General features: G+C 63.6%; 21 protein-coding genes and 4 tRNA genes. 24 read left to right on the forward strand and 1 reads right to left on the reverse strand.

Translation table 11 applies throughout. The annotated features are described in order from the left end of the window. Positions 1 to 374 precede the first annotated feature (374 nt). From ruvB to D002_RS0104000, 21 genes are all read left to right on the forward strand, one after another. Complete coding sequence (gene ruvB, locus D002_RS0103900; protein WP_018140603.1) at positions 375 to 1,418, forward strand: Holliday junction branch migration DNA helicase RuvB; 1,044 nt, start codon at positions 375 to 377, stop codon at positions 1,416 to 1,418. Beyond that, positions 1,415 to 1,834, forward strand: coding sequence for a tol-pal system-associated acyl-CoA thioesterase (ybgC, locus tag D002_RS0103905; protein ID WP_018140604.1), 420 nt, complete (start codon positions 1,415 to 1,417; stop codon positions 1,832 to 1,834). Before ruvB ends, ybgC begins: the two co-directional genes overlap by 4 nt. 32 nt (positions 1,835 to 1,866) lie before the next feature. Beyond that, entirely contained in the window at positions 1,867 to 2,541 is a 675-nt protein-coding gene (tolQ, locus tag D002_RS0103910) for a protein TolQ (RefSeq protein ID WP_018874453.1), read from the forward strand. A 3-nt stretch (positions 2,542 to 2,544) separates the two neighbouring features. Next, positions 2,545 to 2,997 carry a protein TolR gene (gene tolR, locus D002_RS0103915; protein ID WP_026181508.1) on the forward strand — a complete coding sequence of 151 codons (453 nt, stop codon included), beginning with the start codon at positions 2,545 to 2,547 and terminating at the stop codon, positions 2,995 to 2,997. Positions 2,998 to 3,007: 10 nt separating this feature from the next. Next, positions 3,008 to 4,027 carry a cell envelope integrity protein TolA gene (tolA, locus tag D002_RS0103920; RefSeq protein ID WP_018140607.1) on the forward strand — a complete coding sequence of 340 codons (1,020 nt, stop codon included), beginning with the start codon at positions 3,008 to 3,010 and terminating at the stop codon, positions 4,025 to 4,027. Between the two features lie 30 nt (positions 4,028 to 4,057). Continuing rightward, entirely contained in the window at positions 4,058 to 5,344 is a 1,287-nt protein-coding gene (gene tolB, locus D002_RS0103925) for a Tol-Pal system beta propeller repeat protein TolB (protein ID WP_026181509.1), read from the forward strand. 47 nt (positions 5,345 to 5,391) lie between these two features. Further along, positions 5,392 to 5,955: a peptidoglycan-associated lipoprotein Pal gene (pal, locus tag D002_RS0103930; protein WP_018140609.1), complete on the forward strand. Its 564-nt coding sequence runs from the start codon at positions 5,392 to 5,394 to the stop codon at positions 5,953 to 5,955. 125 nt (positions 5,956 to 6,080) lie between these two features. After that, positions 6,081 to 6,803 carry a tol-pal system protein YbgF gene (gene ybgF, locus D002_RS0103935; RefSeq protein ID WP_051068445.1) on the forward strand — a complete coding sequence of 241 codons (723 nt, stop codon included), beginning with the start codon at positions 6,081 to 6,083 and terminating at the stop codon, positions 6,801 to 6,803. After that, the gene (gene queE, locus D002_RS0103940; protein ID WP_018140611.1) at positions 6,800 to 7,495 is read left to right on the forward strand and encodes a 7-carboxy-7-deazaguanine synthase QueE; all 696 of its coding nucleotides are present in this window, start codon (positions 6,800 to 6,802) and stop codon (positions 7,493 to 7,495) included. The genes ybgF and queE overlap by 4 nt, the downstream gene beginning before the upstream one ends. A gap of 1 nt (position 7,496) precedes the next feature. Next, positions 7,497 to 8,183 (forward strand): 7-cyano-7-deazaguanine synthase QueC, encoded by a 687-nt coding sequence (gene queC / locus D002_RS0103945; protein ID WP_018140612.1) that lies wholly within the window; start codon positions 7,497 to 7,499, stop codon positions 8,181 to 8,183. A gap of 138 nt (positions 8,184 to 8,321) precedes the next feature. After that, positions 8,322 to 9,593, forward strand: a complete 1,272-nt coding sequence (locus D002_RS0103950) for a YeeE/YedE family protein (protein ID WP_018140613.1) — start codon at positions 8,322 to 8,324, stop codon at positions 9,591 to 9,593. A gap of 94 nt (positions 9,594 to 9,687) precedes the next feature. Then, positions 9,688 to 9,763 (forward strand) — tRNA-Lys (locus tag D002_RS0103955). Between the two features lie 103 nt (positions 9,764 to 9,866). After that, positions 9,867 to 9,953, forward strand: a tRNA-Leu gene (locus D002_RS0103960). Positions 9,954 to 10,046: 93 nt separating this feature from the next. Then, positions 10,047 to 11,354 (forward strand): trigger factor, encoded by a 1,308-nt coding sequence (gene tig / locus D002_RS0103965; RefSeq protein ID WP_018140614.1) that lies wholly within the window; start codon positions 10,047 to 10,049, stop codon positions 11,352 to 11,354. Beyond that, positions 11,351 to 11,992: an ATP-dependent Clp endopeptidase proteolytic subunit ClpP gene (gene clpP, locus D002_RS0103970; RefSeq protein WP_018140615.1), complete on the forward strand. Its 642-nt coding sequence runs from the start codon at positions 11,351 to 11,353 to the stop codon at positions 11,990 to 11,992. Before tig ends, clpP begins: the two co-directional genes overlap by 4 nt. Before the next feature lie 140 nt (positions 11,993 to 12,132). Beyond that, positions 12,133 to 13,413 carry an ATP-dependent Clp protease ATP-binding subunit ClpX gene (clpX, locus tag D002_RS0103975; RefSeq protein ID WP_018140616.1) on the forward strand — a complete coding sequence of 427 codons (1,281 nt, stop codon included), beginning with the start codon at positions 12,133 to 12,135 and terminating at the stop codon, positions 13,411 to 13,413. A gap of 81 nt (positions 13,414 to 13,494) precedes the next feature. Beyond that, on the forward strand, positions 13,495 to 15,960 hold the full coding sequence (lon, locus tag D002_RS0103980) for an endopeptidase La (protein WP_018140617.1): 2,466 nt from the start codon (positions 13,495 to 13,497) through the stop codon (positions 15,958 to 15,960). Positions 15,961 to 16,221: 261 nt separating this feature from the next. After that, positions 16,222 to 16,494, forward strand: coding sequence for an HU family DNA-binding protein (locus D002_RS0103985; RefSeq protein ID WP_017940837.1), 273 nt, complete (start codon positions 16,222 to 16,224; stop codon positions 16,492 to 16,494). A gap of 11 nt (positions 16,495 to 16,505) precedes the next feature. Further along, a tRNA-Val gene (locus D002_RS0103990) sits at positions 16,506 to 16,581 on the forward strand. 36 nt (positions 16,582 to 16,617) lie between these two features. Further along, positions 16,618 to 16,694 (forward strand) — tRNA-Asp (locus tag D002_RS0103995). A 395-nt stretch (positions 16,695 to 17,089) separates the two neighbouring features. Then, positions 17,090 to 18,979, forward strand: a complete 1,890-nt coding sequence (locus D002_RS0104000) for a SurA N-terminal domain-containing protein (RefSeq protein ID WP_018140618.1) — start codon at positions 17,090 to 17,092, stop codon at positions 18,977 to 18,979. Positions 18,980 to 19,319: 340 nt separating this feature from the next. Here D002_RS0104000 and D002_RS0104005 read toward each other — a convergent pair whose 3' ends face one another. Next, positions 19,320 to 20,120: an enoyl-ACP reductase gene (locus D002_RS0104005; protein ID WP_018140619.1), complete on the reverse strand. Its 801-nt coding sequence runs from the start codon at positions 20,118 to 20,120 to the stop codon at positions 19,320 to 19,322. A gap of 253 nt (positions 20,121 to 20,373) precedes the next feature. Here D002_RS0104005 and D002_RS0104010 point away from each other — a divergent pair, with 253 nt between their 5' ends. From D002_RS0104010 to D002_RS0104020, 3 genes are read left to right on the forward strand one after another with little or no spacing between them, the layout of a single operon-like run. Then, complete coding sequence (locus tag D002_RS0104010) at positions 20,374 to 22,233, forward strand: peptide-binding protein (RefSeq protein ID WP_018140620.1); 1,860 nt, start codon at positions 20,374 to 20,376, stop codon at positions 22,231 to 22,233. A 46-nt stretch (positions 22,234 to 22,279) separates the two neighbouring features. Beyond that, a complete protein-coding gene (locus tag D002_RS0104015) occupies positions 22,280 to 23,659 on the forward strand; it encodes an ABC transporter permease (protein ID WP_018140621.1) in 1,380 nt (459 codons plus the stop codon). Next, positions 23,652 to 24,914: an ABC transporter permease gene (locus D002_RS0104020; RefSeq protein ID WP_018140622.1), complete on the forward strand. Its 1,263-nt coding sequence runs from the start codon at positions 23,652 to 23,654 to the stop codon at positions 24,912 to 24,914. The genes D002_RS0104015 and D002_RS0104020 overlap by 8 nt, the downstream gene beginning before the upstream one ends. Position 24,915 lies beyond the last annotated feature (1 nt).

Genomic DNA, 24,915 nt, shown 5'->3' on the forward strand with positions numbered 1-24,915 from the left:
CCCCCTGTTTTCCGAGACAAGGCGCGTCGTGCAGCGGGTAGTGGTTCTACCCGCCCGTTTCTGATGGATTCGGGGCGCAACGCAGGATCGGGCCATATTCATTCAGAATCGGGGGCACCAACCCGACAAGTGATTGAAAGAGCGGGCTCGGCCGCCCGTTGTTGATCAAAAACGGGCGCGGGAACGGCGTTGCGGTTCCCTTGTGCAGAGTGACTGCACGGCAGTCACCGCGCCTTGTTCGCACGCAAAAGCGACTCGAGCGCGGACGTGCGATTCAATCAGCGTCTCCCTTAGGGGTACTTCAGAGTCTACGGGGTGAAATTGCTCGTCCGGACCCTGTAAACGGGGCCGCTGGCACTGCATACTGCGGGGCTATGGAATCGCGCCTGGTGGATATGCAGAGTCGCTCCGAAGAAGATCGGGCGGAGGTCAGCCTGCGCCCGAAACGGCTCGCGGACTACACGGGTCAGCCTCGTGTTGTCGAGCAGCTGGGGTTGTTCATCGAGGCCGCGCGCGCACGCGACGAGGCCCTGGATCACACCCTGGTGGCCGGCCCGCCCGGGCTTGGCAAGACCACGCTTGCGCATATCGTGGCCCACGAGCTGGGTGTGGGGCTGCGTCAGACCTCCGGTCCGGTGCTGGAGCGCGCCGGTGACCTCGCGGCCATCCTGACTGCGCTGGAACCCCGAGATGTGCTGTTCGTGGACGAGATCCATCGCCTGCCGACGGTGGTGGAGGAGATCCTGTATCCGGCGCTGGAAGACGGCCAACTGGATATCGTGATCGGCGAGGGTCCGGCCGCGCGCTCGATCAAGGTGGATCTGCCGCCGTTCACATTGGTGGGGGCCACGACCCGGGCCGGTCTGCTCTCGGCTCCGTTACGTGACCGGTTCGGTATCGTGCAGCGTCTTGATCATTACACTGTCACGGACCTCGCGCATATTGTGAATCGTGCGGCCGGGCTGCTGGGTGTGGGGATCGAGCCCGAGGGCGCGGCGGAGATCGCCCGCCGCGGGCGAGGCACTCCACGCCTGGCCAATCGCTTGCTGCGCCGGGTGCGCGATTTTGCCCAGGTGCGGGCCGATGGGGTGGTGACGCACGAGGTCGCCTCCCAGGCGCTGGACCTGCTGGCGATCGACGCTTCGGGTCTGGATGCCCAGGACCGGCGCCTGCTGGAGGTGCTGGTCGAGAAATTCGATGGTGGCCCGGTCGGCGTGGAGAGCCTCGCCACGGCCATGAACGAGGACCGCGGTACGCTGGAGGATGTGGTCGAACCGTTTCTGATTCAGCAAGGCTATCTGCAGCGCACCCCGCGCGGGCGCCAGGCGACTCGGCGCACGCTGGCCATGTTTGGCCTGACGCGCATGGAGGAGGGCGATCTGCTGACGCCGGTGGCCCGGGACGCGAACTCTTCATGACGGTGGAGTTCGAATGGCCGGTGCGCGTGTATTACGAGGACACCGATGCCGGTGGCGTGGTGTATCACGCGAACTATCTCAAATTCATGGAGCGCGCCCGCACCGAGTGGCTGCGCGCCCTGGGTTTTGAGCAGGACCAGTTGCGCGCCGAATACGGAATTGTGTTCGCCGTGCGGCGTCTGGCTGTAGAGATGCAGCGCCCGGCGCATTTTAACGAGGCGCTGGTCACCACCTGCCAGGTGCAGCGCTTACGCCGCGCGAGCGTCGAGTTCGAGCAGGTCGTGCGACGTGACACGACGGTGCTGGCGACCGGGCAGGTGGGGATCGCCTGTGTGGATGTGGCGCGGCAGGCGCCGGTGGCGGTCCCCGACGAAGTGGCGCGCGCGATGCGTGCGGCGGAAGGAACAACGGCATAACGGGAGACGGACAAGTGACAGTCGATTTTTCGATGTACCAGCTGATCATGGATGCCAGCCTGATCGTGCAGCTGGTCATGGTGATCCTGGTGATCGCCTCGGTGCTCTCCTGGCTGGTGATTATCATCAAGGCGCGCTCCCTGAACGCGGCTCATCGCGCCAGCGACGAGTTCGAGGAACGTTTTTGGTCGGGTGCGGACCTGTCGCACCTGTATGAGGGCGTGCGCCGCAAGCCCGAGATGTCCGGGATGGAGCACGTATTCTCCTCCGGGTTCAAGGAGTTTCTACGTGCCCGCCAGCACGGAATGTCAGCTGGCGAACCCGCTTATCGCGCGATGCGGGTGGCCATTGCGCGCGAGACCGACGAGATGGAGCGCTACCTGCAGTTCCTCGCCACGGTGGGCTCCACCAGCCCGTATATCGGCTTGTTCGGCACCGTCTGGGGGATCATGCACGCCTTCCTCGGTCTTTCCGGGGTGCAGCAGGCGACGCTTGCGATGGTGGCCCCAGGGATCGCCGAGGCGCTGATCGCGACCGCGCTGGGCCTGTTTGCCGCTATCCCGGCGGTGATTGCCTACAACAGGTTCGCTGGAGATGTGGATCGGGTGGCAGGTCGCCTGGAAAACTTCAGCGACGAGTTCGTGGCCCTGCTGAACCGCCAGGGTGCGGGCAAGCCCGCCGAGGGTGCCGCCGGGGCGCCGGCCTAAGCCATGGCCGAGTCTCGTCGTAATAGCCGTCGCCTGCGGCGGCCCATGTCGCAGATCAACGTCGTGCCGTTCATCGACGTGATGTTGGTGCTGCTGATCATCTTCATGATCACCGCCCCGATGCTGCAGCAGGGCGTGGAGGTGGATCTGCCGGAGGCGGATGCCGAATCTATGGAACAGGACCAGCAGGCAGCCGAGCCGTTGGTCGTGACCGTCGCGGCCTCCGGGGCGATGAGCCTGAATCAGGGGCCTTACGTCAACGAGCCGCTAGCGCCGCAGGAAATGACCGAGATCGTGCGCGACTTCCTTGCCGAGAATCCGGGCACCCAGACCTTTGTGCGTGGCGATCGCAATGTGGATTACGGCCGGGTGATCGACGCGATGGTTGCCCTGCAGCGTGCCGGGGGTGGCCGTGTCGGCTTGATCACCGAGCCGCCACGCGATAACCAGGACTGAGCCAACCGCCGTGTTCGAGCTCCTGCGCCGCCACCCGTTTAGTCTGCTCCTCGTTCTGCTTCTGCACGGGGTGTTGTTCGCGGCGTTATTGCTGAATGTCAGCCTGATCTCGCCCTCGACTTCATCCTCGCGCGCGGCGGTGGAGATCGCCATGCAGGAGGACATCGAGGTGATCGATGCGGTGGCCGTGGATGCCGAGACCTTCGATCGCATCGAGCACGAGCGTGTAGTGGCCGAACAGGAACAGGTTGCCGAGCAACTTCGTGAGCAGGAAGATCAGCGTCGCGCCGAAGAACAGGCCCGGCGCGAGGAAGAGGAGCGCCAGGCCGAGGAGCAAAGGCGCCGCGAGGAAGAAGAGCGCGCGCGCCAGCAGGCCATCGAAGAGGCCGAACAGGCCCGGCGTGAAGCCGAGGAAGAGCGCCAGCGGGCGCGCGAAGAAGCCGAGGCCGAGCGGGAGCAGATCCGTCAGGAACGCGAGGCGGCGGAACGGGAGCGGCGTGAGGCCGAGGAGGCCCGCGAACGCGAGGAAGCCGAACGCCGGGAACGCGAGGAGGCAGAGCGCCAGGCTCAGGAGGAGGCGGAGCGGCGTGAGCGTGAGGAGGCCGAACGCCGTGAGCAGGAAGAGGCCGAGCGCCGGGCCGAGCAGGAGCGCGAGCTGGAGGAACAGCGCCGCCGCGAACAGATGGAGCGCGAGCGCGAGCGCATGGCCGAGGCCCAGTCTCGGCGCGAGGCTGCCGAACGCCAGGCACAGCTGGATCGAGAGATCGACGAGTGGCGTTCACAGGTGCAGTCGGTGGTGCAGCGGCGCTGGCGTCAGCCCTCGGGAGTGGATAGTTCAGACCGTGCCATTGTTCTCGTGCGTGTGAACGAGGCCGGGCGTATCATCAATTTCGATATCGAGAGCTGTTCCGGTGGGTCTGCCTTCTGCAGCTCGGTTCAGCAGACCATGGATCGTCTGTCCTCGCTGCCACGCCCGCCGGATGCGGATGCCGTGCGCGGCGGGGTGCGGATTCGTTTCGAGCCGGACTGATCGGTTACAAGCCGGGCAATGAGGAACACCATGCAACGAGTGATTCACGCAATGCTGCTGGGGCTGGCGCTGCTTTGGTCGGCCCAGGCCCAGGCCGTGCTGGAAGTGACGGTGACCGAAGGGGTGACTGGAGCGATCCCGGTCGCGGTGGCCCCGTTTGCCTGGGAGGGTGAGGGCAGCCCTGATGAGGAGGTCGACTCGATCCTGGCCGCGAACCTGACCCGTAGCGGGCTGTTCGAGGTCGAGCGCGAGGGTCTGCCCTCGGCGCCCTCGGGCCCGGCCGATTTCCTTGCCGAGCCCTGGGCGGACGCCGGTATGGAATATCTGGTGGTCGGTTCCAAGCGCCAGGACGGGGATAACGTGATCGTGGAGTTCCACGTATTCGACGTGCTGGCGGAGGAGCGCCTGGGCGGTTGGCGTATCCCCGTGCCGGCGGACATGCTGCGCCGTGGCGCGCATCGTGTTTCGGATATCGTCTACGAGCAGATCACCGGTGATCCGGGTGCCTTCAGTGCACGGATTGCATTCGTCAGCGTCGAGCGTCAGAACGACTCCCGCGAGTTTCGCCTGGAGGTGGCCGATTCCGACGGGGCCAACCCGCGCACCCTGTTCCGTTCCGAGGACCCGATCATGTCGCCGGACTGGTCGCCGGACGGGCGCGAACTGGTGTACGTGTCGTTCGAAAACCGCCGCTCCGAGGTCTTTCGCCAGAACGTGGAGACCGGCGAGCGTTCGCGGATTGCGAGTTTTACCGGCATCAACAGCGCCCCGGCCTGGTCGCCGGACGGGCGACATCTGGCGTTGAGTCTGTCACGTGACGGCTCGCCGAACATCTACGTAATGGATCTGGACTCCGGTGACCTGCGGCAGTTGACGCGTTCCAGTGCTATCGAGACCGAGCCGGTCTGGTCACCGGATGGCGAGACCATCTACTTCACCTCCGACCGAGCGGGTGCGCCGCAGATCTACGCCCAGCCTGCGGGTGGCGGTAACGCGCGGCGTCTGACGTTCGAAAGCGGCTACGCGGCCGCGGCTACGATCTCTCCGGATGGTCGTTCACTGGTGTATGTGCACGGGGGTGATGGTGGATTTCAGCTGGCGCGTCTCGATCTGGATGATCGCCGTGTGACGCGCCTCACGGACGGACGGGATGCAGAATCGCCAAGCTTTGCCCCCAATGGCAGCATGATTCTCTATGCCATGACAGACCGGGGTCGCGGTGTGCTGGGTTCGGTGAGTCGGGACGGGCAAGTCCACCAGCGGTTGGCGGCCCGTGAGGGCGAGGTACGCGAGCCTGCCTGGTCGCCCCTGAATTGAACGTTGACCCCTTATTATTGTGATCTCCTTTCGAGGAAACGAAAGCCATGAATAACGTTTTTCGCCTGACCCTTGCAGCCGTTTTGGTGGCCGCCTTGTCGGCTTGTGCCACCCCGACCCGTGATGCCGAAGACGCCGAGCGTGAAGCCGAGCGTGAAGCGGCTGCCGAGCAAGAGCGCGCCGAACGTGCCGAGCGCGAAGCGGCCGAGGCTCGCGGTCTTGGCCGCGATCGAGAGTTTGACGCGGCCGCTTTGGACGATCCCGACAGCCCGCTGGCTGAGCGTATGGTGTACTTCGACTTCGACCGCGATGAGGTGAAGTCCGAGCATATGCCGATGCTGGAGGCGCACGCGGCCTATCTGTCGCAGAATCCGGGTGCGCGGATGCGTCTGGAAGGGCATACCGACGAGCGCGGCACGCGCGAGTACAACCTGGCGCTGGGTGAGCGGCGCGCACAGTCGGTACGCCGGGTGTTGAACCTTAATGGCGCTTCGGATGACCAACTCGAGGTCATCAGTTATGGTGAAGAGATGCCGGTCGCCTTCCAGCAGAACGAGGAGGCCTGGGCCAAGAATCGCCGGGTTGAGCTGGTCTACGAATCCCGGCGCTGATTACGGGAAGTCCGATGCCTTTAGTGGTTGAACAGTCTTGCGGAAATGCCCCCTCGGGGGCATTTCTGTTTCGGTGGCCGGGGCGCTCGATTGCTCTGGCGTTCGCGTTGTTTGCCCTGGTCACCATGGCGCCGCTGGTGCCGGGGCCCGCTGGTGCCCAGGACGACACGGTGTTCGCGACGCAGTCCCAGATCCGCCAGCTGGATCGGCGCCTGGAGCGCATCGAGCGGGTCCTGGATTCCAGCGCGATGAATGAGCTGTTGCAGGTCTCCGAGTCCCTCAACCGCGATCTGCGCGAGATGCGCGGAGAGGTGGAGACGCTCCGCCACGAGGTGAATCGCCTCAGTACACGCCAGCGTGACCAGTTCCGACATCTCGATGAGCGGGTGGCGGCAGTCGAGGGCGGGGCCGTGGTAGCCGATGACGGCGCGAGTGAGGAGGTCGTGCAGCTGGATCTTCCTGAGGCCGACGAGCAGGCCGCCTATCAAGATGCCTTTGACGACCTGATGTCCGGTGACTACACCACCGCCATCCGGAAGCTGGAGCGCTTCATCGAGGATTACCCGGATGGGAATTTTGCGGCCAACGCCTGGTACTGGCTGGCTGAGGCGAAGTATGCCAGCGGCGAATTCGACGCCGCGCTGGAAGACTTCGAGCGCCTTCGCGAGGACTTCCCTGAAAGTGACAAGAGCGGGGACGCCCTGTTAAAGATCGGCTATTCGCACTACGAGTTGGAAAACTTCGACGAAGCTCGCGAGGCGCTGGAGGCGGTGCGCGCCGATTACGGCGGGACCACCCTGGATCGCCTGGCCCGCGAACGCCTGCGGCGGATCGACGAGGCCCAATGAGCGAAACATCGTTGCGGGACGCCCGCAGCGCTGACCTGGTGGATCCGGTCAGTCAGCGCCTTCGCATCACCGAGATGTTCATCTCGCTACAGGGCGAGGCGGCTCAGGTCGGCTGGCCCACCGCGTTTGTGCGCCTGACCGGTTGCCCACTACGTTGCCGTTGGTGCGACAGTGAGTACGCGTTCGAGGGTGGAGAGGCCTTGCCGCTGACCTCCATCCTCGACTGGGTCGGGCGTGCTGGCGTGCGCCATGTCTGCGTGACGGGGGGCGAGCCACTGGCGCAGCCGGGTTGTCTTCCCCTGTTGGCGGGTCTTTGCGACGCGGGTTTTGCGGTCTCGCTGGAGACCAGTGGGGCGATGGACGTATCGGCTGTCGATCCGCGCGTAGCGGTGGTTATGGATTGGAAAGCGCCCGGTTCGGGCGAGGCCGAACGTAACCGCGAGGCGAACCTTCCTCGATTGAAGGCTGGCGACCAGCTGAAGTTTGTGCTCGCCGGGCGCGACGATTTCGAATGGGCCCGGACTGAGCTGGTGCGCCTGGGGCTGGACCCCGAGGTGGAGGTGCTGTTCTCGCCCGTATTCGGCGAACTGGAGCCGCGTAGCCTCGCGGACTGGATCGTGGCCGAGCGTCTTCCAGTCCGCTTTCAGGTACAACTACACAAGCTCCTTTGGGGCGACCAGCCGGGGCGCTAGGATGCACGTACCCGCGGAGAAGGCCGTGGTCCTGCTCTCGGGCGGTCTTGACTCGGCGACCTGTCTGGCGATGGCGCGGGCCGAGGGTTTCGAGTGCCACGCCCTGTCCATTGATTATGGTCAGCGCCACCGTTCAGAACTGGATGCGGCCCGGCGTGTCGCCGCCGCTCAGGGTGTGACGGACCATCGCGTGGTTGCGGTGGACCTGAGTGCCATTGGTGGGTCGGCACTGACGGACCCGGCGATCGATGTCCCGACCACGCCGACTGAAGGCATCCCCGTCACCTACGTACCTGCCCGCAACACGGTCTTTTTGTCGCTGGCCCTGGGGCTGGCCGAGACGCTGGATGCGCGCCTGCTCTATGTGGGGGCCAATGCGGTGGACTATTCCGGGTATCCGGATTGCCGTCCGGCCTTTATCGAGGCCTTTCGTGATCTGGCGTGCGTGGCAACCCGAAGCGGCGTAGAGGGTGTGCCCTGGGAGGTGCGTGCCCCGCTCATGCATTTAAGCAAAGCCGAGATTATCCAGGCCGGCGCGCGTCTCGGCGTGGACTATAGTCAGACGATTAGCTGCTATCAGGCCGACGCGGAGGGCCGCGCTTGCGGTCGCTGCGACAGCTGCCGCATCCGCCGCGAGGGATTTGCCGCCGCCGGCGTCACCGATCCAACCCGCTACGCCACACCATAGGTCTCGCCTGAGGCTTGGGGGCCCAGGCCCGGGTAATTCCGGAATGAATTCGGGGTCGATCTCGTCTAGCGTCCGATGTATGCTGCGCACCCCATGGGTGCAGGCTTGCCCTGAAATCTTTCGTCGAGAGGATACGTGATGGAATTCTCCAGTTTTTCAACGGCCGCTTTGGCGTTCCTGGGCGGGACCTTCATTCTCGCCTTTATCATGGGCGCCGTCGCAAACAAGACCAACTTCTGCACCATGGGTGCGGTGTCCGATTGGGTCAACATGGGCGACACCGGGCGTATGCGTTCCTGGCTGCTCGCGATTGCCACTGCGATGTTGGGCGTCGCGCTGCTCGAGTTCTTTGGGGTTCTGAGCGCCGAGGGCTCCTTCCCTCCCTATCGCGGTGAAAACCTGAACTGGTTGGGCCATGTCATCGGTGGCTTCCTGTTCGGGATTGGTATGACCTATGCCTCCGGCTGCGGTAACAAGACGCTGGTGCGTGTCGGTGGCGGCAATATCAAGTCGGTGATGGTGATGATTATCATCGGGGTCATCGCCTTCTGGCTGACCAGCCGCGAAACCGTGTTTGGTACCGGCCAGACGCTGTTCCAGTTGCTGTTCGGCTGGATGGACAGCGCGGCTATCCGCCTGGAAGGCGGCCAGGATCTGGGCTCGATCATCGCCGGTGACGGCGCGGACACCGCCCGCCTGGTGCTGGGCCTGGTGATCGGTGTGCTGCTTCTCGCACTGATCTTCAAGGCCGCGGACTTCCGCCGCAGCTTCGACAATGTCCTTGGCGGCCTGGTGATCGGCCTGGTCGTGATCGGCGCCTGGTGGTTGACCAGCAACGTGCAGGTCGACGATGGCATGGGCGGCGTTTACAGCGCCCAGGAATATATCCAGGAGTGGGACTTTGTCTCCGACGCCGATGACGGCGAGCGCCCGGCCTTGTCCGCTCCCTGGGCCAACCAGTCGTTCACGTTTATCAACCCGATGGGGCAGAGCGTGGGCTACGTGTCCAGTGGCTTCGATCGCACCCTGCTGTACTTCGGTGTGATGGCGCTGGCCGGTGTGATCCTGGGTTCGTTCTTCTGGGCTCTGGTCTCCCGTAGCTTCCGGGTGGAGTGGTTCTCCTCCTTCCGCGATTTCGTCAACCACTTCTTCGGTGGGATCCTCATGGGTGTCGGCGGCATCCTGGCGCTGGGCTGCACCATTGGGCAGGCCGTGACCGGTATCTCCACGCTGGCCCTGGGTGGCTTCCTCACGTTTGCGTTCATCGTGTTCGGTTCTGCCCTGACCATGAAGATCCAGTACTACAAGATGGTCTACGAAGAGGAGGCCAGCTTCGGCAAGGCGCTGATCACCTCGCTGGTGGACATGAAGCTGCTGCCGGGTGGTCTGCGCAAGCTTGAGGCCATCTGATTGGCTGCCGGGGGTGCGCTTGCGTTTTCCCCGGCGGTTCGTACACTACGCGCCGAAGGCTCGGCACCCCCGGGCCTTCGGTAGTGCCAGTACCGGGTCGTTAGCTCAGTTGGTAGAGCAGTTGGCTTTTAACCAATTGGTCGTAGGTTCGAATCCTACACGACCCACCATATTCATCCGGTCGGCAGTCCAGATCGGCGCGAAGGCCCGCTTTTGCGGGCTTTTTGTGTTTACAGGGGCGGAACAGGCTAAAATGCGCGCCTTTTAAGCGAAGCGAAAGTGGCGGAACTGGTAGACGCGCTGGGTTTAGGTCCCAGTGGGGTAAAACCCGTGAGAGTTCGAGTCTCTCCTTTCGCACCATGAATCCCAAGAATTGGTCCCGAACCGAGGCACCGGATGGTGCCTGATCATCGGCAGGGATGACCGATATTCCGAATACTGACGAGGCCCTCCATGCAAGTTTCTGTTGAAGCCACCGGCAACCTGGAACGCAAGATGACCATCCAGGTCCCCTCCGAGCGGATCGACACCGAGGTCGACAATCGCCTGAAGTCCCTGGCCAAACGGGTCAAGCTGGACGGTTTTCGTCCCGGCAAGGTCCCGCTGAAGGTCGTACGCCAGCGTTACGGCACCGGCGTGTACCAGGAGGTGTTGAGCGAAGTCCTGCAGGAGAGCTACCGCGAGGCGGTGCAGCAGGAAGGGCTGGAGCCGGCCGGCAATCCGAGCATCGAGCCGACCAATCTCGAAGGCGGCGACGCCATCGAGTTCACCGCCAGCTTCCAGGTGTTCCCCGACGTGGAAGTGGCCGATTTCGCCGATGTCGAGATCGAGCGACCGGTCGCCGAGGTGGGTGACGAGGACATCGATCGAGTGATTGACTCCCTGCGCGAGCAGAACAAGGAGTGGGCAGACGTCAAGCGCAAGGCCAAGAAGGGCGATCGTGTGACCCTGGACTTCGTGGGCAGCCTGAATGGCGAAGAGTTTGAAGGTGGCAAGGCCGAAGACTTCCAGATCGAAGTCGGTGCCGGTCGCCTGATCGAAGACTTCGAAAAGCAGCTCAAGGGTGTCAAGACCGGCGAGGAGCCGACCATTGATGTGACCTTCCCGGACGACTACCCGGCCGAAAACCTGAAGGGCCAGACGGTGCAGTTCGCCCTGACCATCAAGAAGGTTGAAGGGCCCAAGCTGCCGGAGGTCGACGAGGAATTCGCGAAGAAATTTGGTATCGAGGATGGCTCGGTTGAGAAACTTCGCGCCGATGTGCAGTCCAACATGGAGAGGGAGCTGCGCCAGGCCCTCAAGGGTCGGGTCAAGCAGCAGGTACTGGAGGCCGTGGTCGAAAAGCACGGGTTCGATCTGCCGGACGCATTGGTGAAGTCCGAGATCAACCGCCTGCGCGAGGAGGCCGAGAAACGCTTCGGCGGCGCACAGCAGACCCAGCCGCTGCCCGACAGCCTCTTCGAAGAAGAGGCTCAGCGCCGCGTGCGCTTGGGCTTGGCCCTGCGGGCGATCATCGAGCAGAAGGGCTTCGAGGTGGATGCCGAGCGGGTCGAACGCGATCTTGAGGAAATGGCGGCTACCTACGAAGACCCGGAAGAGGTCAAGAACTACTACCGTTCCAACCCCCAGGCGAAGGGCAACCTGGAGTCACTGGTTCTGGAAGATCAGGTCGTTGACTGGGTCATCGAACAGGCCAAGGTCAGCGAGAAGAAGACCAACTTCCAGGACATCATGAATCCGAACAAGGAGTCGACTGAATGAGCCACGACATGGCCGATCAGGGTGCGCAACACGCCCAGGGTCTGAACCTGGTGCCGATGGTGGTCGAACAGACTGCCCGCGGCGAACGTGCCTACGACATCTATTCCCGGCTGCTGAAGGACCGGGTCATCTTTTGCGTGGGCCCGGTTGAGGATTACATGGCCAACGTGATCGTGGCCCAGCTGCTGTTCCTCGAGTCCGAGAACCCGGACAAGGAGATCAGCCTGTATATCAATTCTCCGGGTGGCGCGGTCACCGCCGGCATGGCGATCTACGACACCATGCAGTTCGTCAAGCCTGAAGTCAGCACCCTGTGCGTAGGCCAGGCTGCCAGCATGGGTGCGGTGCTCCTGGCGGGCGGCGCCCCGGGCAAGCGCCACACCCTGCCGCACTCGCGAGTGATGATTCACCAGCCGCTGGGCGGTTTCCAGGGGCAGGCATCGGATATCGATATCCACGCGCGCGAGATCCTGAAGATTCGCGACGAGTTGAATCGGGTGCTGGCCCATCACACAGGCCAGCCGATCGAGAAGATCGAGCAGGACACCGACCGCGACCGTTTCCTGACCGCGACCGATGCAAAGGAATACGGCCTGGTCGACCACGTGCTGACCCACCGTAGCTCCGCGGATACCTGATCGCTCCACTGCCGCAACCACGCCCCGGGCATTCGCTCGGGGTGAGGCCTCAATACCGGACTCCGGGATGGCTCGTTTGCAACTATTCGGCAAACGGGGCATGTTTTGAGGAACACTGAAATCGCAACCGAGGCAAACGGATGAGCGACGAAACCACCCCCTCCGCCGACGGCAAACTCCTGTACTGTTCTTTCTGCGGAAAGAGTCAGCACGAGGTGCGCAAGCTGATCGCCGGGCCATCCGTATTCATCTGCGACGAGTGCGTCGAGCTGTGCAACGACATCATCCGCGAGGAGATGCAGGAGGCCGGGCACACCGAACGGGATTCCCTGCCGACCCCGCACGAGATCCGGGCGATCCTCGATGACTACGTGATTGGGCAGAATTCCGCCAAGAAGATCCTTTCCGTGGCGGTGTACAACCACTACAAGCGCCTGCAGGCCAAGGCCGGCAAGGACGATGTCGAGCTGTCCAAGTCGAACATCATGCTGATCGGCCCGACTGGTTCCGGCAAGACGCTCCTGGCCGAGACCCTGGCGCGCGTGCTCAACGTGCCGTTTACCATCGCCGACGCGACCACGCTCACTGAAGCCGGTTACGTGGGCGAAGATGTGGAAAACATCATCCAGAAGCTGTTGCAGAAGTGCGATTACGATGTAGAGAAGGCCGAAAATGGCATTGTCTACATCGACGAGATCGACAAGGTCTCGCGTAAGTCGGACAACCCGTCCATTACCCGCGATGTCTCGGGTGAGGGTGTGCAGCAGGCGCTCCTCAAGCTGATCGAGGGCACCACCGCTTCGGTGCCGCCGCAGGGTGGCCGCAAGCATCCGCAGCAGGAGTTCCTGCAGGTGGACACCAGCAACATCCTGTTTATCTGTGGCGGGGCGTTCTCCGGACTGGAAAAGGTGATTCAGCAGCGGGCCGAGAAAGGCGGTATCGGCTTCGGTGCCGAGCTGCGCACCACCGAGGCGGCCAAATCCGGTGGCCAGTGGTTCAAGCAGCTGGAGGCCGATGACCTGGTGCGTTACGGGCTGATCCCCGAGTTCGTGGGGCGCCTGCCGGTACAGGCGACGCTCGACGAGCTGGATGAGGACGCTCTGATCACGATCCTGACCCAGCCGAAGAACGCGCTGGTGAAGCAATATGCCCGCCTGTTTGACATGGAAGGTGTGGAGCTCGAGTTCCGCGACGATGCCCTGGCCGCCATCGCCCACAAGGCGATGGAGCGCAAGACCGGAGCGCGCGGCCTGCGCACCATCATGGAGAACATCCTGCTCGATACCATGTACGAGCTGCCGTCCATGGAGGGCGTCAGCAAGGTGGTGATCGACGAAGCAGTAATTCGCGGCGACGCGGAGCCCTATCTGGTCTACGAAAACGAGTCGTTTGCCAAGAAGCAGGCCTCTGCGGATTCCTGACCGGAAGTGTTGCGGCGCCCTTGAAATGGGCGCCGTCGCCCCCACTTCCTTTGTACATTCGTCCAGCCCTGAGGGGGCCACATGACCGATACCCATTCCTCCCAGAACGAGGTGGATTCCCCCGTCAAGCGTGTAGCGGTCCTCCCGCTGCGCGACGTTGTGGTGTATCCGCACATGGTGATCCCGCTGTTCGTGGGTCGCGAGAAGTCGATCCGAGCGCTGGATTCGGCCATGGCGGAGAACAAACAGGTCCTGCTGGTTGCGCAGAAAAGCGCCGAGGTGGACGAGCCCGAGGCCGAAGACCTGCACGAGATCGGTACCCTCGGCAATATCCTGCAATTGCTGCGCTTGCCCGACGGCACCATCAAGGTACTGGTCGAGGGGGCCCAGCGTGCCCGCGTGATGGACGTCTCCACGACCGGTGACACGGAGAAGGAGGAAGACTACTTCGTCTCCGATATCCGCCTGATCGACGAGGAATACGACACCGAGGACAAGGAGCTGGAAGTCCTCGGCCGCTCCGCGCTGAATCAGTTCGAGCAGTACATCAAGCTGAACAAGAAGGTCCCGCCGGAGATCCTCACCTCGCTGGCCGGGATCGACGATACCTCGCGCCTGGCCGACACCATCGCCGCCCACATGTCGCTGAAGCTCGAGGAGAAACAACAGGTCCTCGAGATCGCGAACGTGCGCGAGCGTCTGGAGCACCTGGTCGGCAAGATCGAGGGCGAGATGGACGTGCTGCAGATCGAGAAGAAGATCCGCGGCCGTGTAAAACAGCAGATGGAGAAGTCCCAGCGCGAGTACTACCTGAATGAGCAGATGAAGGCCATTCAGAAAGAGCTGGGCGACATGGAAGACACGCCCAACGAGCAGGAAGACCTGGCCGACAAGATCGAGAAGGCCGGCATGCCGGAGGAGGCCAAGAAGAAGGCCACCGCCGAGCTGAACAAGCTCAAGATGATGTCGCCGATGTCGGCCGAGGCCACGGTGGTGCGCAGCTATATCGACTGGCTGGTGAACGTCCCTTGGAAGAAGAAGACCCGGGTCAGCAAGGACCTGGCGCGCGCCGAGAAGATCCTCAACGAGGACCACTACGGTCTGGAGGAGGTGAAGGAGCGCATCCTCGAATACCTCGCCGTCCAGTCCCGTGTGCGCAAGCTGAAGGGGCCGATCCTGTGCCTGGTGGGGCCCCCGGGCGTCGGCAAGACCTCGCTGGGCCAGTCCATTGCCCGTGCGACCAATCGCAAGTTCATGCGTATGGCGCTGGGCGGGGTGCGCGACGAGGCCGAGATCCGCGGCCACCGACGCACCTATATCGGCTCGCTCCCTGGCAAGATCATCCAGAATCTGGCCAAAGTCGGGGTGCGCAATCCGCTATTTTTGCTTGACGAGATCGACAAAATGGCAATGGATTTCCGTGGCGATCCGGCCTCGGCCATGCTCGAGGTGCTCGATCCGGAGCAGAACCACACCTTTAGCGATCACTACCTGGAAGTCGATTTTGACCTGTCCGATGTGATGTTCGTGGCCACGGCCAACAGCATGCACATCCCCGGTCCCCTGTTGGATCGGATGGAGGTCATCCGCCTGTCCGGGTATACCGAGGACGAAAAGGTCAACATCGCGCACAACTACCTGCTCTCGAAGCAGATCAAGGCCAATGGCCTGAAAGCCGAGGAGATCAGCATCTCGGATGCCGCTGTGCGTGACATGGTGCGTTATTACACCCGCGAGGCGGGCGTGCGCGCGCTAGAGCGCGAGATTGCCAAGGTCTGCCGTAAGGTGGCCAAGCAGCGCCTCCTGGCGAGCGAGAAGGAGCGTGCGCGCACGACCTCGGTGACGCCGAAGACGTTGGAGAAGTACCTGGGTGTGCGTCGCTTCCGCTTCGGTTTGGCCGAAGAGAACGATCAGATTGGCCAGGTGACGGGACTGGCATGGACCGAGGTGGGTGGCGAGCTGCTGACCATTGAGGCCAGCGTGGTTCCTGGCAAGGGCAAGACCCAGCAAACCGGGAAGCTGGGTGACGTTATGCAGGAATCCATCCATGCCGCTCTGACGGTCGTGCGGTCGCGGGCCGAGGCCCTGGGCCTGGAAGAGAATTTCCACGAGAAGAAGGACTTGCACATCCACGTGCCGGAGGGCGCGACGCCCAAGGATGGTCCGTCTGCCGGTATCGGCATGTGCACCGCGATCGTCTCGGCGCTGACCGGGATTCCGGTACGTGCGGATGTTGCGATGACCGGCGAGATTACCCTGCGTGGTCAGGTCCTGCCGATCGGTGGGCTTAAGGAGAAGCTTCTGGCGGCCCACCGAGGGGGTATCCGTACGGTGCTGATCCCCGAGGAGAACGAAAAGGACCTCGTCGACATCCCGAAGAACATCAAGCAGAAACTCGATATCCGTCCGGTACGCTGGATTGACGAGGTTCTTGAGGTGGCGCTGACACACATGCCGGAGGGCAAAACGACCGATACCCCGGAAAAGGTCGAGGAAGTGGTCAAGCCGGCCAAGGAATCCGGTCGCCGACGGGTTCGCCACCACTAAGCCCCTGTAATCGGGCACAAACCGCGGGCGCGACTGAGCCGGAGCCCGCGGTTTTTTTATGCCCGGAGTCACCCTCGTCCGGGGCCCCGACCGCCGGGGTGTTTGACTCCTTTTCCGGCGGCTTGCTATAACCCCAACCGCATCATCTGATTTCGTGCCGCAGGGCAGTCGCGGGACCATGGAGAAAAGGGTCCCGCCTGGTGTAAGCTACCTCCCATCCGGCAGAAAGCCTGAGTCACCACTGAGATAAGGAAGCGCTTCATGAATAAATCCGAATTGATCGACGCGATCGCCGCAGAAGCCGATGTCCCGAAGGCCCAGGCCGGCCGGATCGTGGATGCCATGGTGAGTGTCGTGGGTGATACCCTCGCCAAAGGTGACCAGGTCTCCCTGGTGGGCTTTGGTACCTTCCTGGTGCGCGAACGCGAAGCCCGCACCGGCCGTAACCCCCGTACCGGTCAGACCATCCAGATCGCCGCTTCGAAAACGCCTTCTTTCAAGGCTGGTAAAGCCCTTAAGGATCGCGTAAACTAGCGCGCTTTATTGGGTGCTTAGCTCAGTTGGTAGAGCGTCGCCTTTACACGGCGAATGTCGGCGGTTCGAACCCGTCAGCACCCACCAAGTGCAGCCCGGACCCTGGTTGCGCTGAAAGAATACGGAGCGGTAGTTCAGCTGGTTAGAATACCGGCCTGTCACGCCGGGGGTCGCGGGTTCGAGTCCCGTCCGCTCCGCCATCATCTGAGAAAGGCGCCCTTGTGGCGCCTTTTTCTTTTCTTGACTATTGCGATCCAGAATCAAAGAAGGTCAAGGGCGTTTGCACCACGGAGGACACGAAGGACACGGAGAAGGGCAAGGAATTCGGGTCCGCGGCAACGCTCGGCTTGCCCCCCGACGCAACTTCATCCTTCCACGATACTCTGTCCTTCCCGTGGATCGCTATCGACTTTCTCCGTGCCCTCCGTGTCCTCTGTGGTGCAAACGCCTTTGACCTGGCCCTTCTTCGTGCCTTCGTGTGCTTCGTGGTAGACAGCCGATCTCTGGCGCTAGCGCAGACGCGCGCGGGCGTGCCTGCTACCATCGGCGGCGGATTCCCGATTTCCTCTCCACGGCGGAGCGAGCAGAGACCAACATGCTACAAGCGATTCGTGACCGGGCGAGCGGCTGGCTCGCCTATGTGATCATCGGCCTGATTACCATTCCCTTTGCCCTGTGGGGTTTGGGGGAATACTTCGGCGGCGCCGGTCCCCTGGTGGCAGCCGAGGTGAACGGTACGGACATCGCGGTCCGCGATGTCCACCAGGAAGCGCGCACCCAGCGCAATGAAATGGCACGCATGTTCGGTGGCGAGATCCCCGATGACTTGCTGGATGAGCAAGGCATTCGGCTGCAGGCCCTGGAGACGTTGATCCGACAAGAGCTTCTGCGTCAGGCGGCCGATTCGGCAGGCTTCAAGGCTTCAGGTGACAGTGTCCTGCGCGAGATTCGGGGCATGCAGGTGTTTCAGGAACAGGGCCGATTCAGCCGCGAGCGTTACAGCCAGCTGCTCAATGCCCAGCGCATCAGCCCGGCCGATTTCGAGCAGGACATCGCGCGCAGCATCGTGATGTCTCAAATTCAGCGCGGTATCCAGGCCACAGGTGTGGTCCCGGAAGCCCTGGTGGAAGATTACAGCCGCCTGCGCAACCAGACGCGCGTGGCGAGCTGGCGCGTCTTTCAGGCCGACGATTTCGACCGTCCCGACGTCGTCGATGACGAGGCGATTCGCGAGTACTACGAGGCGAATCCCGACGAATTCACTACCACCGAGCGGGTCCGCGTAAGCTACCTGCGCCTGGATCCAGAAGGCTTGGAAGCGGGGGTCGATGTGACGGAGGACGAGATCCGCGAACATTACCGCGTCAACCGGAGCCGCTACGAAGAGCCAGAGGTGCGCGATGTCCAGCTGATCCGTATTCAAGAGACTGGCGAGGATGGCGAGGCCAAGATCCGTGAGCTGCGCGAGCGCCTGGAATCGGGCGAAGACTTCGCCGAGCTGGCCGAGGAGTACTCCGAGGACAGTCTGACCGCCGATCGTGGTGGGCGTATGGGCGAGGTGGCGCGCGGCGATCTGGACTCCACCCTGGAGACGGTGATCTTCACCCTGCCGGAGGGGCTGATCAGTCAGCCGGTGCGCACCGATCGTGGCTGGTACATCCTTGAGGTCACCTCGATCCAGGAGGCGCAGCCGCAGCCGTTCGAGGACGTCCGCGACGACGTGGAGCAGGATCTGCGTGATCGTACCGCCGAGCAGATGCAGATCGATGCCCTGGACGACCTAATGTCGCTGGCGGCCGAATTCTCCGACAGCCTGGAGCCGGCTGCCGACGCGACGGGACTCGAGATCCAGACGAGCGATTGGTTCTCCCGTGGTTCCGGTGACGACATCGCGCGTCATCGGTCTATCCGCGATGCGGCCTTCGATCCTCGGGTGCTGGAGGATGGCAACAACAGTGAGGCGATCGACCTGCAGGATGGCTCTACCGTGATCCTGCGCATTGAGTCCCACGAGCCTTCCGAGGTGAGGGATCTGGCCGATGTCGAGGATGAAATCCGCGAGCGGCTGCAGCGCCAGGCCGCCGCCGATGCAGCGCAGGCCGAGGGTGAGGCCCTGATTGAGCGTCTGCGCGAGGCCGAGGATTGGACCACGGAGGCCGACGAAAATGGCGAGTGGAGCCGGTCGGTGGATGTGACTCGCGAGAGCGCTGCGGACTTGCCAACCGGCTTGCAGGACTACCTGTTCCGTATGCCGGCTCCAGGCGAGGGTTCGGTTGAGATCGCCGGGACGCGGATCGGGGACGGTGACTTTGCCGTAACGGTCCTTGAGGCGGTCCGCATGGGCGAGGACGTGGTGGACGCCGCCGCACGCCAGCAGGCGCGGGATCAGATGGGCAATGCCTATGGCAGCGCCGAATTCCGGTCCTATCTGGCGTGGCTGGAGGAGCAGGCGGATATCAAGCGCTTCCCCGACGCTCTCGACTAGCCTGACTCGGTGTCTATAAAGGCCAAGGAACGTAACACCACGGAGGACACGGAGCCCACGGAGAAAGTCGATCGTGATTGACTGGACGGGGCGCGGGGAGCGGTGCGTTTGTCCTTTTTCGCGGAATACTTTCGCGCTGAGCAGTTCTTGCGAATTCTCCGTGTCCTCTGTGCACTCTGTGGTTCAACGCCCTTGCCTTATGGCCGGTAATGCCGAGCGGGTTTGATTGGCCGAGGCCGGGTTGAAGCCCGCACACAAGAAAGCCCGGCTCCGCTCACGCGGGCCGGGCTTTTCCATGCCTTCCACCGGAAGAGGCGGCGTCGGGGCCGAAGCCCGCGAGCTACTTCTCGAGGCCGATCTCGGCCGCGCCCAGTCCCACCGTGCTGTAGCCCGAGTCGACGTACATGATCTCGCCGGTGATCCCGGACGCAAGATCGGAGCAAAGGAAGGCCCCGGCGTTGCCAACCTGTTCGGTGGTCACGTTGCGCCGCAGTGGGGCATTGGCCTCGACGTGGTCCAGGATGCGGCGGAAGTCGCCGATACCGGCGGCCGCCAGGGTGCGGATCGGACCGGCAGAGATGGCGTTTACGCGCGTGGTTTCCGGTCCCAGGGTGCTGGCCAGGTAACGCACGTTGGCCTCGAGGCTGGCCTTGGCCAGACCCATGACGTTGTAGTTGGGCATGGAGCGTTCGGCACCGAGGTAGCTAAGCGTGAGGATGGAGGCGTCACGGTCCTTCATCATCCCGCGCCCGGCCTTGGCCAGGGCCGCCAGGCTGTAGGAGCTGACGTCGTGGGCAATGCGAAAGCCCTCACGAGTCATGTTGTCCAGAAAGTCGCCCTCAAGCTGCTCCTTGGGGGCAAAGGCGACCGAGTGCACGAGGATGTCGACCCCGTCCCAGTAGTTGTCCAGGTGTTCGAACACTTGCTCGATCTCGCGGTCATCCTCGACGTTACAGGGCACCAGGATGTCGGAATCAAAATCGGCAACCAGTTTTTCGACGCGGTCGCGCAGGCGTTCGTTCTGGTAGGTGAAGGCGAGTTCGGCGCCTTCGCGATGCATGGCCGCGGCAATGCCGTAGGCGATGGAGCGGTTGCTGGCAACGCCGACAATCAACGCGCGCTTGCCCTTCAGAAAACCCATGTGAAACTCCTTGGCTCAGGTCCGTGCCGACGCACCCGGGCGGGCGGTCTCGACGGCGCCCGACGGTTTGTGGAACCGTGGTCGGGCGCGACTGTCTTCGGGATCATACCGATGTGCCGCAAGTGCGGCCACCACCCAATGAGTCGAAGGGAATGGCTTGCTATAGTGCGAACACCTACGGTCCGTGCGACCACCCGCCCGGCGTCCCGAAATCGGGGGCGACGGCGCGCCACCGCTGCAATTCGGAGGCCTTGTGAATCGTCATTTCGGTTGGATCGCCACCCTGATCGTGCTGGGCATCCTCTTGTTGCTGGTAATGGTTCAGATCGACCGCCAGTGGCAGCGCATGGCCTCCATGCAGAACGTCATGACTGAACAGGCCCGAGACCTTCGGGCCTTGCGGCGCAGCCTCCAGGGGCTGGAATCCGACCTGGCGTCCGGCCGTTTTGCCGGGATGGATGCGGAGCGCGCGCCGCGGGTGGACGAGGTCCCCTCGGCCTTCCGCCGTGCCGCCGAAGCCGCGGCGGCCGAGGACTATGCCGAGGGCGACTGGCTGGTCCAGGCCTTCGGCACCGGGCTGGCGACCATCACGCCCTATGTCTCCTCGGATGCCTATGCCTCCGAGGTGCAGAACTACGTGCTGGAATCCCTTGTGCAGCGCGATCCACAGTCGCTGGAGTGGCAGGGTCTGCTCGCCGAATCCTGGGAATTCGACGACAGCGGGACCGAGCTGACCTTTCGTCTGCGCCCGGGGCTCCAGTTCTCCGACGGCGAGCCGCTGACCGCCGAGGATGTGCAGTTCACCTTTGATTTTCTGATGGTCGATGCCATTGCAGTGCCGCGGGCGCGGGCGTTTCTGGAGAAAGTCGAGGCCGTGGAGGCGCTCGACGAACGCACGGTGCGGTTCATTTTCGAGGAGCCGTATTTCGATGCGATGCGGGTGGCCGGCGGGTTGGGCGTGTTGCCGAAACACTTCTACGAGCGCTATCTGGACGAGCCCGAGACCTTCAACGAATCGCGGGGAATCCTGCTTGGTTCCGGGCCCTACCGCCTGGAGGACCCGACCGGCTGGACCCCGGACGCCGGCCGCATCGAGCTGGAACGCAATCCGCGTTATTGGGGCCCGGTGGAGCCGTCGTTCGACCGCCTGGTCTGGCGGGTGATCCAGAATGACTCGGCGCGTCTGACCACGTTCCGCAACCGGGACATCGACGTCTACGGCGCCCGTCCGCGTGAATACGCCCGGCTGCGCGATGACGAGGCCTTGCGCGAACGGGCCGATACCCACGAGTACATGAGTCCGACCGCGGGGTATTCCTACATCGCCTGGAACCAGCGGCGCGGGGGCGAGCCGACCCGCTTCGCCGATCCACGCGTGCGTAAGGCGATGAGCCATCTAACCGATGTCGACCGCCTGATCGAAGAGGTGATGCTGGGCTATGCGGAACGTGCGATCAGCCCGTTCAGCCCGCGCAGCGATCAGCACAATCCGGACCTCGAGCCGATCCCGTATAACGTCGAGCGGGCGCTCGAACTGTTGGCCGAGGCCGGGTACGAGGAGAAGAACCGCGACGGCGTCCTGGTCAACGAGGAAGGTGAACCGTTCTCCTTCGAACTGGTGTATTTCCAGGACAACGAGGACACCCGTCGTATCGCGCTGTTCCTGCGTGACCTGTATGCCCGCGCCGGGGTCGAAATGAAGCCGACGCCGACCGAGTGGTCGGTGATGCTGGAGAATCTGAGCCGCCAGGACTTCGATGCCATTACGCTCGGTTGGACCAGTGGTGTGGAGGTGGATATCTACCAGATGTTCCATTCCAGCCAGACCGTCTCCGGTGGCGACAATTTTATCCACTACGAAAATCCGGAGATGGATGCGGTGATCGAGGCCGCACGTGGCGAGGTCGACGAGGCCGCGCGCATGGAGCACTGGCGCGAGGCCGAACGCATCCTGCACGAGGACCAGCCGTATACCTTCCTGATGCGGCGCCAGACCCTGGCCTTCATCGACCGCCGAATCCAGAACCTGGAGCAGACGGCGCTGGGCCTGAACCTCGGGTTCGTGCCGCTGGAGGTCTACGTGCCGTTCGAACAACAGCGCCACGGGCAGTAGCCGGGATGCGAACCGGAGCCGAGTTCGCCAGGAGCCCGCGCGTGTCATGCTGACCTATATCCTGCGCCGCCTGGTCCTGATGGTGCCGACGCTGTTCGGCATCACCGTGATCGTGTTTGCCGTCATGGCCGCTGCGCCCGGTGGGATCAGCGCCCTGACCCTGGTCGAGGGACAGGGCCTGGAGCCGCAGGCGCAAAAGGCGATGGAGGAGTACTACAACCGCCTGTACGGCCTGGATCAGCCCGCACCGGTGCAGTTCGGGCGCTGGCTGAACAACATCTCCCCGGTCGGCTTTGCCCAGGACGCGGATGGCTCAATGACCGGGTGGCCGCACTTCAAGGTACCGAACCTGGGGACCAGCTTCCGCTACGGCCGTCCGGTCATGGACCTGATTGCCGAGCGATTGCCGATCACGTTGCTGCTGAATGTCCTCTCCATCCCGCTGATTTACATCATTGCGGTGGCCGTGGGGGTGCGCGCGGCGACGCGTCACGGCGAGGCCTTCGACTCCCAGTCCGGTGTGGTGCTGCTGGCGCTGTGGTCGGTGCCGACCATGCTGGCGGGGGTGTTGTTGATCGGCTTCTTCGCTTCGGACCAGTTCTGGCAGTGGTTCCCCACCGGAGGGCTGAGCCAGCGCGCGGCGCTGGACATGACCTTTCTCCCGACGGTGGAGGTGGTCTGGGCATTGCCACTGTTGCTGGTGCTGCCGTTTCTGGGTGCGGCGCTGGGAATTTATCTGGCGCGGCATCTACCGGCCCTGATCCGAGGCGGCCTCGGGGCCCTGATCGGGGCGGTCTGTGGCTGGCTGATGTTTCGGGATCTGGCTGCGGCCGGTGCCTTCAGCACCCTCGTTGCGGCTCTGGTGGGCCTGGGGGCAGGCTGGCTGATGGCGCACAGCGATTGGGGCGTGCTGCGGGGGTTCTACCTGGGCACGGTGGGTTTGGGGGCCGGACTGGTCCTGGCGCTTGGCCTCACGCCCGGCAGCATGGTGCCAGGCTTCCTGCTCGACCGGGCCTGGCATCTGGTCCTGCCCGTGCTGTGCCTGTCCTACGGCGGGCTGGCCTTTCTTGCCAAGCTGTCGCGCTCGGCGGTGCTCGAAAATCTGACCTCGGACTATGCCCGTACCGCCCGGGCCAAGGGTGTGGCCGAGCACGACGTGCTGTGGCGCCATGTGTTTCGCAACTCGTTGCTGCCGCTGATTACCGTTTCCGCGACCCTGCTGCCATCGCTGCTGGCCGGTTCGGTCATCGTGGAGGCGATCTTCTCCATCGACGGGATGGGCAAGCTGGCGGTGGAGGCGGTGCAGACCCGCGACCGCGAGTTGGTGCTGTCGATCACGCTGATCTCCGGTGTGCTGACGCTGGTGGGCTACCTGCTGGCGGATCTGGCCTATGCGATCGTCGACCCGCGGGTGAACTATGACTGAGGCCATACGTTCGGCGAACCAGCGCCGCAGCCGCTCCTGGTCGCGTCGCGTGGTGGGCGAGGTGCTGCTGCGCTGGGGCGCACGGCTTGGAATCGCTTGGATCGCGTTACTGACGCTGGTTGCGGTGCTGGCGCCACTGCTGGCCAGTTCGCACCCGCTGCTGGTGCAGACGGCCGACGGCGAGTGGGCGATGCCGTTCCTGCGTTACCTGACCGCGGCCGACGTCACACTACTCGGTATGCTGCTGCTGGCGCTGGTGTTCTGGCGTCTGCCCGGGCGGCCGTGGCGGCGCTTCGCCCTTTGGGGCGTGTTAGGCGCAATCCTGGGGGCAGTCGCCTGGCAGACGGTGTCCCCGCCGTCGCTGGTGATCTATGAGCAGTATCGCGAGGCCGAGGCCATGGGAGAGTACCAGACGGTGGTGCGTGCACTGATCCCGTATTCCCCGCGCGACTACCTGCGCGACTACGCCGATACCGGGCTCGAGGCCCCGCGCGAGGTACTGGAGCGGGTGCACTGGTTTGGTACCGACGATACCGGGGCGGACGTGCTCTCGCGCATGATCCATGCCTCGCGCATTGCGTTGTCCATCGGTTTCATCGCCACCGGGATCGCCCTGGGGATTGGCGTGATCCTGGGCGGCTTGATGGGCTACTTCTCCGGGATCGTCGATATCATCGGGATGCGTCTGGTGGAGATCTTCGAGGCCATTCCGACGCTGTTCCTGTTGCTGACCTTTGTCGCCTTCTTCGGGCGCTCGTTGTACCTGATGATGCTGATCATCGGCCTGACCTCGTGGTCGGGTTATGCTCGCTATGTGCGCGCGGAGTTCCTGCGCCTGCGCCAGCAGGATTTCGTACAGGGGGCGATCGCCTCCGGGTTGTCACTGCCTTCGATCCTGTTCCGCCACATGCTGCCCAATGGCATCGCGCCGATCCTGGTGGCCGCCAGCTTCGGTGTCGCCTCGGCGATCCTGGCCGAGGCCACCCTGTCGTTCCTGGGCCTGGGGCTGGTGGATGAGCCCTCCTGGGGCCAGATGCTGAACCAGGCAGTGCAGAGCTCCACCTTCAACTGGTGGATGGCGGCCTTCCCTGGCGGGGCGATCTTCCTGACGGTATTCGCCTACAACCTGATCGGCGAGGCCCTGCGTGACGCAGTGGACCCGCATGCCCGTTCGGCCGCGCGCACGGCCAACCGTGACGAGGGTGCACGGCCGGCCGCGGGTGCGGGCGGCGCGACCAGCGGCGGGATGCGCTGAA

Origin of the sequence: Thioalkalivibrio sp. ALJ7 (assembly GCF_000376865.1) — a bacterium.
In the GTDB taxonomy this organism is placed as follows: Bacteria; Pseudomonadota; Gammaproteobacteria; order Ectothiorhodospirales; family Ectothiorhodospiraceae; genus Thioalkalivibrio.